The organism is Thermomonas sp. XSG (genome assembly GCF_014678725.1).
Classification (GTDB): Bacteria; Pseudomonadota; Gammaproteobacteria; order Xanthomonadales; family Xanthomonadaceae; genus Thermomonas.
The window spans coordinates 435,250-449,610 of the sequence record NZ_CP061497.1 but is presented as its reverse complement, the minus strand read 5'-3'; the positions used below and the strand labels follow the sequence as shown (position 1 = coordinate 449,610).

The 14,361-nt window shown below is 67.4% G+C and carries 13 protein-coding genes; 7 read left to right on the top strand and 6 right to left on the bottom strand.

Annotated features, from left to right (window positions below; all coding sequences use genetic code 11):
• Positions 1-714 precede the first annotated feature (714 nt).
• The 7 genes from ICG51_RS02055 to ICG51_RS02025 are packed head-to-tail and all read left to right on the top strand — an operon-like array spanning position 715 to position 6,381.
• Positions 715-1,950, top strand: a complete 1,236-nt coding sequence (locus ICG51_RS02055; protein ID WP_190281379.1) for a phage major capsid protein — start codon at positions 715-717, stop codon at positions 1,948-1,950.
• A complete protein-coding gene (locus ICG51_RS02050) occupies positions 1,937-2,467 on the top strand; it encodes an HK97 family phage prohead protease (RefSeq protein ID WP_190281377.1) in 531 nt (176 codons plus the stop codon). Before ICG51_RS02055 ends, ICG51_RS02050 begins: the two co-directional genes overlap by 14 nt.
• Complete coding sequence (locus ICG51_RS02045) at positions 2,464-3,648, top strand: phage portal protein (RefSeq protein ID WP_190281375.1); 1,185 nt, start codon at positions 2,464-2,466, stop codon at positions 3,646-3,648. Before ICG51_RS02050 ends, ICG51_RS02045 begins: the two co-directional genes overlap by 4 nt.
• The gene (locus tag ICG51_RS02040) at positions 3,605-4,051 is read left to right on the top strand and encodes an HNH endonuclease (RefSeq protein WP_190281373.1); all 447 of its coding nucleotides are present in this window, start codon (positions 3,605-3,607) and stop codon (positions 4,049-4,051) included. Before ICG51_RS02045 ends, ICG51_RS02040 begins: the two co-directional genes overlap by 44 nt.
• Before the next feature lies 1 nt (position 4,052).
• Positions 4,053-4,457: a P27 family phage terminase small subunit gene (locus tag ICG51_RS02035; protein WP_190281372.1), complete on the top strand. Its 405-nt coding sequence runs from the start codon at positions 4,053-4,055 to the stop codon at positions 4,455-4,457.
• Positions 4,429-6,048 (top strand): terminase TerL endonuclease subunit, encoded by a 1,620-nt coding sequence (locus ICG51_RS02030; protein WP_190281370.1) that lies wholly within the window; start codon positions 4,429-4,431, stop codon positions 6,046-6,048. Before ICG51_RS02035 ends, ICG51_RS02030 begins: the two co-directional genes overlap by 29 nt.
• A gap of 9 nt (positions 6,049-6,057) precedes the next feature.
• Positions 6,058-6,381, top strand: coding sequence for a phage head closure protein (locus ICG51_RS02025; RefSeq protein WP_190281368.1), 324 nt, complete (start codon positions 6,058-6,060; stop codon positions 6,379-6,381).
• Positions 6,382-6,802: 421 nt separating this feature from the next.
• Here the strand turns inward: ICG51_RS02025 and ICG51_RS02020 are convergent, their stop codons facing one another.
• The 6 genes from ICG51_RS02020 to trxB all read right to left on the bottom strand — a co-directional run bounded on the left by ICG51_RS02020 (position 6,803) and on the right by trxB (position 14,299).
• On the bottom strand, positions 6,803-9,781 hold the full coding sequence (locus ICG51_RS02020) for an EAL domain-containing protein (protein ID WP_190281366.1): 2,979 nt from the start codon (positions 9,779-9,781) through the stop codon (positions 6,803-6,805).
• Positions 9,782-10,010: 229 nt separating this feature from the next.
• Positions 10,011-10,943, bottom strand: a complete 933-nt coding sequence (locus ICG51_RS02015; RefSeq protein ID WP_190281364.1) for a cysteine synthase family protein — start codon at positions 10,941-10,943, stop codon at positions 10,011-10,013.
• 142 nt (positions 10,944-11,085) lie between these two features.
• The gene (gene infA, locus ICG51_RS02010) at positions 11,086-11,304 is read right to left on the bottom strand and encodes a translation initiation factor IF-1 (protein WP_028839405.1); all 219 of its coding nucleotides are present in this window, start codon (positions 11,302-11,304) and stop codon (positions 11,086-11,088) included.
• A gap of 110 nt (positions 11,305-11,414) precedes the next feature.
• Positions 11,415-12,155 (bottom strand): leucyl/phenylalanyl-tRNA--protein transferase, encoded by a 741-nt coding sequence (aat, locus tag ICG51_RS02005; protein ID WP_190281362.1) that lies wholly within the window; start codon positions 12,153-12,155, stop codon positions 11,415-11,417.
• A complete protein-coding gene (locus ICG51_RS02000) occupies positions 12,152-13,300 on the bottom strand; it encodes a GNAT family N-acetyltransferase (protein WP_190281360.1) in 1,149 nt (382 codons plus the stop codon). The genes aat and ICG51_RS02000 overlap by 4 nt, the downstream gene beginning before the upstream one ends.
• A gap of 45 nt (positions 13,301-13,345) precedes the next feature.
• Positions 13,346-14,299, bottom strand: a complete 954-nt coding sequence (trxB, locus tag ICG51_RS01995) for a thioredoxin-disulfide reductase (RefSeq protein WP_190281358.1) — start codon at positions 14,297-14,299, stop codon at positions 13,346-13,348.
• Positions 14,300-14,361 lie beyond the last annotated feature (62 nt).

The window sequence follows — 14,361 nt, the reverse complement described above, 5'->3', positions numbered from 1 at the left end:
TAGCCAGAGGCGGGGCTCTTCGCTGTTCGCTCTGCCTTGCTTCACATGCTCCAGCTCCACGGCGGCCCAATGCTCGGACAGAGAACCGCCGGCCTGCCGAAAGCCTTCCGGTAAGCCTTCCCGCAAGGCTTCCGGCAAGCCTTACGCAAGCCCCTCGCAAGCCCCTCGCAAGCCCCTTGATCGTCGCGCCGGATCTGTAGTGCGGCGGCATCAAAACCCACTGGGTTCCCGCTGGGTTTCTGTTTCGAACCCGCTGGGTTTCGCTGTAGCCGAATGCCCAGGCATGCCCACGTCTCTGCATCGAGCGCATTCGGCGAACGCTCGCCGAACGCTCGGCGAATCTGCCCCGCGGCACCCGGCGATGCTCATAGCATCGGAACCGGTGCTGGTAGCACGCGGAATCGGTGCTACTAGCACGCGGAACCGGTGCTGGTAGCACGCTTGCCGGCAAGCCTTGCGCGAACGTCACGTGCACGTCACGTCGAACGTTACGTCGAACGATTCGTGCGGTCACGCGTCCTGTCCGCGTCCTGTCCGCGTCTTGTCCCCGTCCCTTGTCCATCCCCGACGCGTGCCCGCCTTCGCGCATTTCCGCCCCTCACTGGCCGGGATTCGTGTCCGTGCCAGCCCGCCGCCGTCCAGTGTTTGCAGACCCTTGCGCGCGCGCGTAATTGGTCTATCCGGGAATCCCAACACCACACCCGGAGTTCATCGATGAACCTGCAAGCAATCCGCGAGGCCAAGGCGTCCAAGGTCGCCGCAGCCCGTGCCCTGGTCGCCAAGGCCGAGGGCGAAAAGCGTTCCCTCACGGCGGAAGAGTCCGCCAGCTTCGACACCATCAAGGGCGAGATCACCGCGCTGGAGGCCGACGAAGCCCGCGCCACGTTCCTGGCCGATGCCGAGCGCCGCATGGGCGGCGAGCGTGTCGGCGGCGGCGAGCGCTCGATGGCCGATCTGGAGAGCCGCGTCTCCATCCTGAGCGTGATTCGCGCGCAGATGGAAGGCCGCCAGCTGACCGGCGCCGAAGCCGAATACCACGCCGAAGCCGAGCGCCGCAGTGGCCGCAAGGCGCAGGGCATCCTGGTGCCGATGCGCGCCCTGGAGACCCGCGTCAACACCACCACCAGCGCCGGCCAGATCGTGCCGACCGACCATCGCCCGGCCGACTACATCCAGCCGCTGCGCAATCGCCTGCTGGCCCGCCAGCTGGGCGTGCGCGTCCTGTCCGGCCTGAGCGGTGACCTGAGCATCCCGAAGCACGGCAGTTCCACCACCACCGGCTGGGTTGCGGAAGGCAGCAACCTCAGCGCTTCGGACATGACCTTCGACAGCGTCGGCCTGAGCCCGAAGCATGTCGGCGGCATCTGCGAGATGAGCCGCCAGCTCATCCAGCAGAGCAGCCCGGACATCGAGCAGCTGCTGCGCGATGACATGGCGTTCCAGATCGCTCAGGCCATCGATGGTGCGCTGATCGACGGCGGCGGCGCCAATGAGCCGGTCGGCTTGCTGAGCACCGTCGGCATCCAGACCGCCAACCTGGCCACCCTGAGCTGGGCGAACGTGCTGGAGATGCTGGAAAAGCTGGAGATCGCCAACGCGGAGGCAGCTCATTGGCTGACCTCGCCGCAGGTCAAGACCAAGCTCGCCAGCACGCTCAAGGCCACCGGCATCGCGGGCTACCTCATGGAAGCCGGCAAGATGGCCGACCTGCCGGTCCATGTGACCAACCAGGTTCCCGTGGTGACCGGTACGCCGGACACCGGCCAGCTGATCCTGGGCGACTGGTCGCAGGTGCTGCTGGGCATCTGGAGCGAGCTGGACATCCTGGTCAACCCGTTCGACTCCGTGGCCTATGCCCGCGGCGGCGTGCTGGTCCGGGCGATGGCCACGGTCGATACCGCGGTGCGCCACCCCAAGGCGTTCGTGGTGGCGAGCGATGTCGCGCTCTGACATCGAGCGCCGGCAGGCCGCTGAGCTTCGCGCCAGCGGCCGGAAGCTGGTCGGGTACGTCGCCAAGTTCGACAGCGAGACCCGCATCGGCAGCTTCCGGGAAAAGATCGCACGCGGGGCCTTCACGGCCTCGCTTGCGTCTGGGGCCGACATTCTCGCGCTGGCCGACCACGACCCCGCTGCAGTCCTGGGCCGCACCCGTTCCGGCACGCTCGCGCTGCGGGAGGATGCCGATGGCTTGGCCTTCGAACTGACCCTGCCGGACACGCAAAAGGGCCGCGACTTGGCTGCGCTCGCCGAGCGTGGCGATCTGGGCGGCATGAGCTTCGGCTTCCGTGTCCACGACGGCGGCGACACCTGGAACGGCGACCTGCGCGAGCTGCGCAACGTCGAGCTGCGGGAAATCAGCGTGGTGCAGAGCTGGCCGGCCTACGGCGAAACCGAAGTGAGCGTCCGCAGCCGCCAGCCTGAAAGCCAGCTGGCGCTGCTGCACTACTGGCTGGAGACCGTCCGATGAAATGGCCCTGGAGCCGAAGCACCGAGACCCGCAGCAGCATCGCCGACCCGGCGACCGCCCAGCTGTTCGGCATCGCCACCACCGCCACCGGCGACACGATCACGCCGGAGACCGCAGAGAGCATTTCGGCATGCTTCGCCAGTGTGCAGGCCATCGCCGAAACCATCGGCACGCTGCCGCTGCACCTGTACCGCCGCAAGGGCGAGGATCGGGAAAAGGCAACGGATCACCCGCTGTATGGCGTGCTCCACCACCAGCCGAACGAGCTGCAGACTGCGCTGGAGTTCCGGGAGCAGATGACCGCCGCAGTCCTGCTGCGCGGCAATGCCTACGCGGAAATCCATTGGGACGGCGCCGGCAACGTCGAGGCGCTGACCCCGATCCACCCCGGCCGCGTCACGGTGCTCAAGCTGCCCAGCGGTCGCATCGCCTATGACGTGGACGAAGACAATGGCCGCGTGCGGCGGTTGCTGCAGGATGAGGTGCTGCACCTCAAGGACCGCAGCGAGAACGGGATCACCGGCCGCAGCCGGATCCAGATCGCACGCGAGACCATCGGCCTGGCCAATGCTCAGCAGCAGCATGGCGGCAAGACGTTCGCCAATGGCGCGCGCCTGTCCGGCGTACTCCAGACCCCGCACCAGATGACGGCGGAGAGCCTGCAGCGTCTGGCCACGTCCTGGCGCTCACAGTTCACGGGCACCGACAACGCCGGCAAGACCGCCATCCTGGAGAACGGGCTGACCTACCAGCAGGTAGGCATGAGCCTGGAGGATGCCCAGTGGATCGCGGCCCAGCAGTTCAGCGTTGAGCAGGTGGCCCGCATCTACCGCGTGCCGCCCACGATGATCGGCGACCTGCGACACGGCAACTTCAGCAACAGCGTTGAGATGTCGCGCGTGTTCGTGACCATGACCCTGCGCCGTTGGCTGGTCATGTGGGAGCAAGCCATTTCCCGCGCTCTGCTGCCGCCGCTGGCCCGCAAGCAACTGTTCGCCGAGCACAGCGTCGAGGGCCTGTTGCGTGGCGACGCCAAGAGCCGCGCCGACTTTTACGCCAGCGGTATCGATGCTGGGTGGCTGCTGCCCAGTGAGGCCCGCCGCCTGGAGAACCTGCCCACCGTTGAGGGAATTGACCATGCCCGCCAAGCTGCCGACGCATCGCCCGCGGCGACCGTCTGACGCCACCGCCCGCGACCAGGGGAACCAGCGCCAGCGTGGCCGGTTCCTGCATACCGGGTCGGCGCAGTGGCGCGCCATCCGCAAGGCACAGCTGGAGCGCTTCCCGCTGTGCGAGGACTGCGGCGCGCCGGCGATGGAGGTGGACCACAACACCGACGACACCAGCCGGAACGTCATCGGCGAAGAGCTGTCCAGCCTGTGCAAGCCGTGCCACTCCAAGCGCACCAGGGAGCGCCAGAGCGGGCGCGCGCGGCGCATGAAGGGCTGCGACGCCAACGGCATGCCGCTCGACCCCAGTCACCCGTGGAACCGCGAGGAAAAATCGCTGGAGGGTTCATCGCCACGGCACGCCCGCCCCCCTTCACACGCACGGCCGCGCATTGCCGGTCTCAGGGATCGCTGAGATGGCGACCCGTGGACAGCGACCCAAGCCCGCCGCGCTGCGGCTGTTGAACGGGAACGCCGGCAAGCGTCCTGTAAATACGCAGGAGCCCGACACGGGCCCGGCTGATACGTCACCGCCGGAATGGCTGAGCCAAGCCGCCACGCCTCACTGGGCGCGCCTGGCGCCGATGCTGGCAACGGCCGGCGTCTTGAAGCAATCCGACCGCGACCTGCTGGCGACCTACTGCGAGACGTTCGCGGCCTACCTGGAGGCGGTGAAGGCCGGCGGCGCTTCGATGAGCATGGTGGGGCAGCTGCGCCAGCTCATGGGCGAGCTGGGCATGACCCCGAGCGCGCGGGCGCGGATCACCGCCGACAAGGCCCCGGAGGTCGAGCGTGGCAAAGCCCGATTCTTCGCCGTGTAAGCGCCGCGCATGCGGTCGCAATGCGAACGCATCGAAAAAGGATGCGAACGCATCGGGCTACTGGTACGACGAGGCCGCTGCGGAGCGCGCCGTCGCATTCTTCGCCGAGTGCCTGACCCACACCACCGGCGAATGGCGCGGGCAGCCTTTCGTCCTGGCCGACTGGCAGGCCGACCGGATCGTCCGGCCGCTGTTCGGCTGGAAGCGTGCCGACGGAACGCGCCGCTACCGCACCGCCTTCATCGCGGTGCCACGGAAGGCGGGCAAGACCACGCTCGCCGCCGGCCTGGCGCTGTATGCCGCATTCGCCGATGGCGAGCCGGGCGCGCAGGTCATCAACGCCGCGGCCGATCGGGAGCAAGCGCGGCTGTGCTTCGACATCGCCCGCCAGATGGTGGAGGCCGAGCCCGAGCTGCTGAGCCGGGCCGACGTGTTCAAGAACGCGATCACGCTGCCGGAGATGGGCAGCAGCTACCGCGTGCTGTCTTCCGACGCCTACACGAAGCACGGCCTGAATTGCCACTACATCGGCGCGGATGAGCTGCATTGCTGGCCTGGGCGCGAGCTGTGGGACACGCTGGTCACCAGCACCGGCGCACGCCGGCAACCGCTGACCGTGGTCACCACGACCGCGGGCTATGACCGGCATTCGCTCTGCTATGAGCTGTGGGAGCACGCGCGTAAGGTGCGCGACGGCATCATCGATGACCCCAGCTTCCTGCCGGTGCTGTTCGCTGCAGACGATGACGACGACTGGAAGGATCCGGCCACCTGGGCGAAGGCGCATCCCGGTTACGGGATCACCGTGCAACGCGACTACTTCGAGCAGGAATGCGCCAAGGCGCAGGCGACGCCGGCCTACGAAAACAGCTTCCGCCGGCTGCTGCTGAATCAGTGGACTGAGCAGGATTCCCGCTGGCTGGCGATGGATGCCTGGGACGGCTGCCGCGGCGAGCTGCCAGAGCTGCAGGGGCGCGAGTGCTGGGCCGGCCTGGACTTGGCCAGCACGACCGACCTGTCCGCGTTCGTGCTCGCTTTCCACGTCGGCGACAAGCTCATCCTGAAGCCGCATTTCTGGATTCCCGAAGACACCATCCGCGAGCGCGTGCGGCGCGACCGCGTGCCCTACGACCAATGGGTCGCGCAGGGCCTGATCACCGCCACGCCGGGCGCGGTGACCGACTACGACTACATCCGTCGCGACATCGGCGAGCTGGCCGAGCGCTACCAGCTGCGAGAGGTGGCATTCGATCGATGGAACGCCACGCAGCTGACCACGCAGCTGGCCGGCGATGGCCTCGCCCTGGTCGGCTTCGGGCAGGGCTTCGCATCGATGGCAGGGCCTTCGCGCGAGCTGGAGCGCCGCATCGTCGGGCGCGAGCTGCTGCATGACGGCAACCCGGTGCTGCGCTGGATGGTCTCCAACGTGACCGTCGAGATGGACCCCGCCGGCAACCTCAAGCCGAGCAAGGCGAAGAGCACCGAGCGCATCGATGGCGTGGTCGCCGCGTGCATGGCCATCGGCCGCTGGCAGCAAGCCGAAGCCGCCCCTGTTGACCCCTACGCCAGCCGCGGGCTGGCCTTTGTCTGAGGAACGCACATGGCATTCACCGCCCAAGAGCTGAACACGAAAATCCAGCTGCAGAGCCTGACCACGACGCGGGGCCCGGACGGCGAGACCGTGACCGCCTGGACCACCTATGCCGAAGCGTTCGCCAAGGTCGAGCCGCTGCTGGGCCGCGAGTTCATCGCCGCGGCTGAGGCGCAGAGCGAGATCGCCGCCAAGGTCACCATGCGCTGGCGTGACGGCGTGAGCGCGCGCCACCGGGTGCTGGTCGATGGCGAGGCGTTCGAGATCGTGAGCGCGCAGAACATCCGCACCCGGAATCGGGAGCTGCTGTTGTACGTCAAGCGATTGCAATAGGACGCGGGGAGTTGCCGGCTCGGGCCCGCGTGGGTTCTCTTCCCGACCGGTGGCGGATTGGCTGCGAGTGCCGCCCCATGAAAAACCGCAGCAGCTTGGGCGATGTTGTTCCGCGTTGCGGCTAGGCCCTGGCCTAGATCCTGGCATCGTGACCAAGTATCAGCCCCCGCCATGCCGAGCGCTGGCGGGGGCTTTCTGTCCGTAGCTGTGCGCCAGCATCTAGGCATTCTGGGGGCACTCTTGGGGGCATCCACATTTCTACAGCCCCGCAATTCCGCGCAAAACAGCAGGTTACGGTCGTTGTTCCGGCGTCCCTGGCCCACCAAATACAGACCCCAGCCGTCCGCGGCTGGGGTTTTTTGTTGCCTGACGCGGATGGCGGCCCCCCCGGGCGCCATAAAACGGGAGCCGCCCGGAGTGATCAGGGGCGCTGCGCTGACGCCTGCAGGCGGAACGCCGGATGGTCCGCCTTGGGGCGGTCGAGGTGGTAGCCCTGGACCATGTCCACGCCCATTTCGCGGAGCATCAGCAGGGTCTTGCCGTCTTCCACGAACTCGGCGACCGCCTGCTTGCCCATGCCGTGCGCGACCTCGATGATGGCCCGCACAAACACCTGGTTGTCGCGCTCCAGCGGCAGGTCGCGGATGAACATGCCGTCGATCTTGAGGATGTCGGCCTGCAGGTGCTTGAGGTAGGCGAACGATGCGAACCCGGTGCCGAAATCGTCCAGGCAGATCGGGCAGCCGGTGCGGCGCAGCGCGGCGATGAAGCGCGCGGCATCGCCCATGTCGGACACCGCCGAGGTTTCGGTCAGCTCCACCAGCAGCCGCTTGGGTGAGACGTGCTGCCGCTGCAGCTGTGCGGTGATGTAGGCGGGCAGGTCGGGGTCGTCGAACGAGCGGCCGGAGATGTTGATGGCCATGGCCGGCAGGTGCGGATGGGCGGCCAGCAGGCGGATGGCCTCGTTGATCACCCAGCGGTCGATCTCCAGGATCTTGCCGCTCTTTTCGGCCTGGTCGATGAATTGCCCAGGCATGATCAGCTGGCCCGGCGCGGCTTCGTCCTTCATCCGGAGCAGCGCTTCCAGGTGGGCGAGGTGGCCGTTGCCGGCGCGGTAGACGCCCTGGAAATGCAGTTGCAGGTGGCCGTTCTCCAGTGCCCGTGCGATGCGGTCGTTCCAGGCCAGCCGCCCGGCCATTTCACGCGAGGTGTCGCGGTCGATGCGGTAGACCTTCCACCGGTTCTTGCCGGTGTGCTTGGCCTGGTACATCGCGGTATCGGCGTGGGCGACAAGTTCTTCCGCGTTGCCGGCATGGGTGGGGTAGTGCGCGATGCCGAGGCTGGCGGTCAGGCGCACGGTCTGGTCCTGCATCGCCATCGGCGTCTGCGAGATGCGTCGCACGATCCTCTCGGCCAGGTGCTCGGCATCGTCCTGGCTGGCATGGGGCATCAGCACGGCGAACTCGTCACCACCGAGGCGGAACAGGATATCGCCCGCACGGACAAGGGTGCGCAGCTCGATCGCCACCCGGTTGAGCACCGCGTCGCCGGCGCGATGGCCGAAGGTGTCGTTGATGTACTTGAATTCGTCGAGGTCGAAGAACAGCAGCGCGGCCTGCGCCGGGATGCGTTCGGCGTCGTGGAAGAACCGCGCCAGCTCGTCGCCGAAACGGTGGCGGTTGTAGAGGGCCGTCAGCGCATCGTGCTCGGCCAGGCGGGTGAGCTGGGCCTCGGTCTGGCGTTCGCGGGTCACGTCCTCCTGCACCCACAGCTGGCCGATGAAATGGCCGTGGCCGTCATGCACCGGATAGGAGTTGTGCATGAGGATGCGGTCGTCGAACAGGCGTATTTCCATTTGCCGCGGGCGCTGCTGGTCGGTCAGCGAGTCCTCGAGGTGGGCCAGCACCGACTGCGGGTCCACCATCAGGCGCCTGGCGATCTCCAGCGCTTCGCGGGTGCTGCGGCCGACCACCGTGGTGCCCGCGGGCAGCTCCCAGATCGACAGGAATGCCGCGTTGCAGTAGGTGACGCGGTTGCCGCTGCTGACGAACACGATGCCAAGGTTCATTGCTCCTAGCAGCGCCAGCAGGCGGGCGCGTTCCTCTTCCAGCCGGGTCATGAACTGGCGGCGCTCGTCGACCTCGGTCTGCAAGGCCTGGGCATGGGCGAACTGCAGGGCACGCTGCTGGACGAGTTCCTCCACCATGTCGTCGAAGGCATCTGCCAGCCGGCCCAGTTCGTCACGACTGCCCATGGCGATGGGGCGAGGTTCACCTCCCTGGCCGAGCTCATCGACCGCCACCGCCAGCCGCTTCAGCGGCACCGCGAACAGGCGGTGCACGCGGCGGCGCAGCAGCCACATCGCCGGCAGTAGGCCGGCGATGCCGATGCAGAACAGGGCGCCCAGACCCCACATCAGCAGGTGGTTGATCCGCGACTGCGGCAGCAGGTAGATCTGGAACCAGCCCGGCCCGTGGATCTTCGACCACGCCACCCACTGGCTGCCGTCCGCGGTACGGCCGGCGCCGGTATCGGTGCCCGCGCTGGCGACCATGCGCTGCACCTGGTCCAGCATCGGGTCCCGGAGTGTGGCGATCTTCAGCTGGCCATCGGCGGCAGCGATGCGCCGGGCGAGCTGCGGGTGGGCGATCAGGTCGCCTTCGGCGCTCATCACCAGTTGGACGCCTTCGTCTGCATGGCTGGCCGCAGTGCGGTCGATCAGCGTCTGCACCGAGACATCGTGCCCGATGGTGCCGACCCACTGGCCATGCCAGTCCAGCGGCTTGATCACCGACACCATCCAGGTGGCGGCCTGCCGGTCGAAGTACACCGGTGTCCAGAACACCTTGCGTTGCGGATTGCGGCGTGGCTCCGAGCCCTGCATGGTCGGATAGCCGGTGTTGGTGGCGGCGGCATCGGCGCTGCTGCCCCAGTCGATTCCGCGGGCATAGACCATCAGCCCGTCTTCGACGAAATCCATGTAGACCGAGAAAAACGGTGGCGCCAGCGCCGGCCCCTGTTCGCGCAGCAGGTCGTAGGCGGCGACGGCACGCAGGCGAGCGGAATCGCTCAACCCTTGGGGCGGCTGGTGCAGGTACAGCGTGGGCGCGTGCTGCGCATCCACCAGCTCGGGGCGCAACCGCCACAGGCCGTCGGCGCTGCGCGCGAACAGGGCATCAAAGCGTGCCAGGGTGGCGTCGTGGTCGGCTTGGGACAGCCGCCGCAGCAGATCCTGCTGCAGCCGCTGCACGCTCTGCTCGGCTTGCAGGAACAACCCCTCGCTGGCGTCTGCACGCAGTTCAACCGCGTGCCTGGCGACCATCGGCACGATCCTGTCCACAGCCATCCGCATGGCCAAGTACCCCAGCGCGGACAGCAGCAGCAGAAGGGCGAGGAACAACCCCCAGATGCTCAGGGACAGCCGTTGGATCAGGGATATGCGCGGCCGGTTGTGCAGCACGTAGGGTCTCGTCGGGGATGAAGCGCTGGACAGCCGGAGTGGATCGGGCCACGGTGCCGGGTCTTCATACTAGACGTATCGGGGATTGGCAACCGGTCGTGCGTGGCGACGGCGTGCGGCGGCCCTCTCCCGGCCGCCGGTGCGCGGGCTGTGCCGTGCCTTGCGGGGTTCACGCGCGGGGAGGGGGCACCGGCTGCATGTGGAAATCGTGCAGGTATTTCTCGCCTTCGTCGTCGAGGATGGTGAGTACGGTCCGCAGTTCCGGGTGCTGCGACATGATGCGGCGGGCCGCCAGCAGGTGGGCGCCCGAGCTGGGGCCGCACAGCAGGCCGTGTTCACGTGCCAGCGCACGCATCTGCGCCACCGCGTCCTCGCTGGAAATGCTGATGGTCGCATCGACCAGTTCGCGGTGGCGGGCATAGATGGCCGGGATGAAGCCGTCGGAGATGCCCTCGATCTTGTGCAACGCCACCTCGCCGCACAGGATGGTGCGCGATTCAGCAGGTTCCATCGCGAACAGGCGCACGTCAGGATTCACGGCGCGCAACGCCTGACCGACCCCGATCAGTGTGCCGCCGGTGCCCACCCCGTGCACGAATGCGTCCGGCACCCGCCCGCCGAGCTGGGCAAGCAGCTCCTGGCCAAGCCAGCTGCGGTTCTCGTCCACGTTCCATTCGTTCTCGAACTGGCCGGGGAAGAAGTAGCCGGGCTGGCGGCCGAGTTCGCGCGCGCGTTCCAGCGCGGCGTTGACGTGGAAGTTGCCGCAGAACAGCACCTCCGCGCCGAATGCGCGGGAAATCGCCACGCGTTCGCCGGACAGGCCTTCCGGCATCACCACGAGCATCCGATAGCCCTTGACCGCGGCGACCATCGAGAAGGCGTTTCCTGTGTTGCCGCTGGTGGCTTCGACGATGGTGTCGCCGGGCTTGAGCAGCCCTTCCTGTTCGGCGCGTTCGACGATGTAGCGGGCAATGCGCGCCTTGATCGAGCCGGATGGATTGAGGAACTCGCACTTGGCGAGGACGCCGTCGATCTCCAGCAGCGGGGTTTCGCCGATGGCGTCGAGGATGCTGGACGCGATGCCGGGATGGCGCGTGGACACGGGTGGGCTCCGCTGCTGACAGGCCTGCAGTCTGCGCCGGCGTGCGTCGCCGCCCCCTGATGCAGGTCAACGGCAGGCACCAATGCGAAACGCCCCTTGCGGGGCGTTTCGGGAAGAAATCCGTCGGGCGAACCGGTGCGGTTCAGCGATGGCGGTAGGTGATCCGGCCCTTGGTCAGGTCGTAAGGCGTCATTTCCACCTTGACCCGGTCGCCGGTCAGAATGCGGATGTAGTTCTTGCGCATGCGGCCGGAGATGTGGGCGATGATCTCGTGGCCGTTCTCCAGCTTCACCCGGAACATGGTGTTCGGGAGGGTTTCGGAGATCGTGCCTTCGAATTCGATGACGTCGTCTTTCGCCATGTGTCTGCCGGAGCGTGTCCTGTATCTGGGGAGGGCGCCATGGATATGGGGCCCGAAAGTCCGACATTCTGCCACGTCAGGCCGGGTCTTGCAAAAATCCCGTTAATCGTTCAGGTGGCGGCCAGCGCCGAAGCGGGCCATTCGCCGAATCGTTCGTGCCAGTTTCCCGGCGTGGCGGGCAGCTCGCGCAGGCTTTCAAGCGCGGCCAGATAATCGCCGCGCGGCCAGGTTTCCACCCCCAAACGGCGGGTATGCGGATTGGGCACCTGCGCATCCAGCAGCGGCCAGCCCCAGCCGTGCAACCGTGATGCCAGCGCCGCCAGCGCCAGCGAGGACGCGCCGGATTCGGTCGAATACATGCTGTCGCCACAGAACATGTGGCCGAACGACAGGCCGAACAGTCCGCCAATCAGCCGGTCTTCGGCATCAAACACTTCAATGCTGTGGGCGTGGCCGAGTCGGTGCAGGGTGAGGTACGCCGCCTGCATGCCGGCGGTGATCCAGGTGCCGCCACTTTGTCCTTCGCGCGGTGCGGCGCAGCCGGCGACGACCCGTGCGAAGGCGCTGTCGGCGCGCACCGTCCAGCCGCTGTTGCGCAACCGCCGGCGCAGGCGCGAGGGCAGGTGCACGCCGTCGCTGCGGAACACCGCCCGCTGCGAGGGACTCCACCACAGGATAGGTTCGCCTTCGGAAAACCACGGGAAGATGCCGCTGCGGTAGGCATTGAGGAAACGCGTGGGTGACAGATCGCCGCCGAAGGCGAGCAGTCCGTCGGGGTCGTCCAGCGCCAGCTCGACCGAGGGGAACGGCGAGTCGGGGGCGGGGTCCAGTTCGAAGAGGTGCAAGGTCATGCCGGCGCATCGTCGCGGAATGGAGAATGTGCCCGCAACTGCTGCAGGTGCTGCCGTACCTCGCGGCGTTCTTCCGCGCACCAGTCGCGCAGGGCGCGGGCGAAGCGCGGATCGACGACGTGGTGGCGGCTGCGCACCAGCGTCGGCAGGAAGCCGCGGGCGATCTTGTGGCGGCCCTGCGCGCCCGGCTCGAAGCGGGTCAGGCCTTCGCGCAGGCAGTAGTCGATGCCCTGGTAGTAGCAGGTCTCGAAATGCAGGCCGGGGTGCGGTTCCGCGGCGCCCCAGTAGCGTCCGTACAGGGTGTTGCCGCCGCGCAGGCACAGTGCGGCGGCGATCGCCGCGCCCTCGCGTTCGGCCAACACGATGACCAGCTGGCGCGGCATCGCTCGGGCGAGGTGGCGCAGGAAATCCAATGTCAGCGCCGGCCAGTTGCCGTACTCGGCGAAGGTCTGCAGGTAGAAGCGGTGCATCGCCGCCAGATCGCTTTCCAACGCATCATCGCCATGGACGATGCGGAAGGAAATCCCGGCCTCGTGGACCCTGCGCCGTTCCTGACGGATGTTCCTGCGATGCTTGCGATCCATGGCGCCGAGGTAATCCTCGAACGTGGCCCAGCCGGCCTCGTTGCGCCAGTGGTACTGGATGTCTTCGCGCAGCAGCCAGCGTTCGCCCGGCGAGTCATCGCCGAACAGGGCTTCATCGGCCTCGTCATGGAAGTTGATGTGCGCCGAGGACAGGCCGGACCGTCCGGCAAAGCCGGTGATCGCCTCGAGCAAGCGTCGCTTTGCCATTTCGCCCCGCGCCAGCAGGCGGGGACCGGTCACCGGCGAGTAGGGCGCCGCGCACAGCCATTTCGGGTAGTAGTCCAAGCCGTGCTGCGCATACGCCTGCGCCCAAGCCTGGTCGAATACGAATTCGCCGTGCGAGTTGGTCTTGAGATAGCCCGGCGCGGCGGCGATCAGCGTTTCGCCCTCCCACAGGCCAAGGTGGAGCGGCGTCCAGCCCCAGTCGTCGCGCAGGCAGCCCGTGGCTTCCAGCCCGCACAGGAAGCCATGCGCGACGAAGGGATTGTGGCCGTCGTGCAGCGCATCCCAGACGGCTGCGGGGAGATCGGAAAGCCGGCGATGAATCCGGAAGCCGTTCATCTGTCCATGGTCATTCCCGCGCTGGCGGGAATGACTGGCAGGATCTCAAAGGCCTTCGTCGAGGAACTTCTCCGCGTCCAGCGCTGCCATGCAGCCGAAGCCGGCTGAGGTGATCGCCTGGCGGTACACCTGGTCGGCCACGTCGCCGGCGGCGAACACGCCGGGCACGCTGGTCTGGGTGGCGTTGCCGTCGAGCCCAGTGTGGATCTTCAGGTAGCCGTTCTTCATCTCCAGCTGGCCCTCGAACAGCGAGGTGTTGGGGCTGTGGCCGATGGCGACGAAGAAGCCTTGCACGTCGATCTCGCGGGTGCTGCCGTCCTGCACCGACTTCAGACGCATGCCGGTGACGCCGGCGTCGTTGCCCAGCACTTCGTCCACGGTGTGGTGCCAGACGGTTTCGATCTTGCCGGCGGCGACCTTGGCGAACAGCTTGTCCTGCATGATTTTCTCCGCACGCAGGGTATCGCGGCGGTGCACCAGGTAGACCTTGCGGGCGATGTTGGACAGGTACAGCGCTTCCTCGACCGCGGTGTTGCCACCGCCGATCACCGCCACGTCCTGGTCCTTGTAGAAGAAGCCGTCGCAGGTGGCGCAGGCGGACACGCCGCGGCCCTTGTAGGCCTCCTCGGACGGGATGCCGAGGTACTTGGCGGTGGCGCCGGTGGCGATGATGAGGGCGTCGCATGTGTACTCGCCGGAATCACCCACCAGCCGGAACGGCCGCTTGGACAGGTCGGCGGTGTGGATGTGGTCGAACACGGTCTCGGTTTCGAAGCGTTCGGCGTGCGCCTGCAGGCGCGCCATCAGGTCCGGCCCCATCAGGCCGTGGGCGTCGCCCGGCCAGTTGTCCACCTCGGTGGTGGTCATCAGCTGGCCGCCCATCTGTAGCCCGGTGATGACCACCGGCTTGAGGTTGGCGCGGGCGGCGTAGACGGCGGCGGTCCAGCCGGCGGGGCCGGAACCGAGGATCAGGAGGCGGGTGTGCTTGGTCGTGGTCATGGCTTGGAGCGGTTTCCCTATAATCGGCTGGATTCGCGCAGGGCGTCGTTCGCCACTAGCTT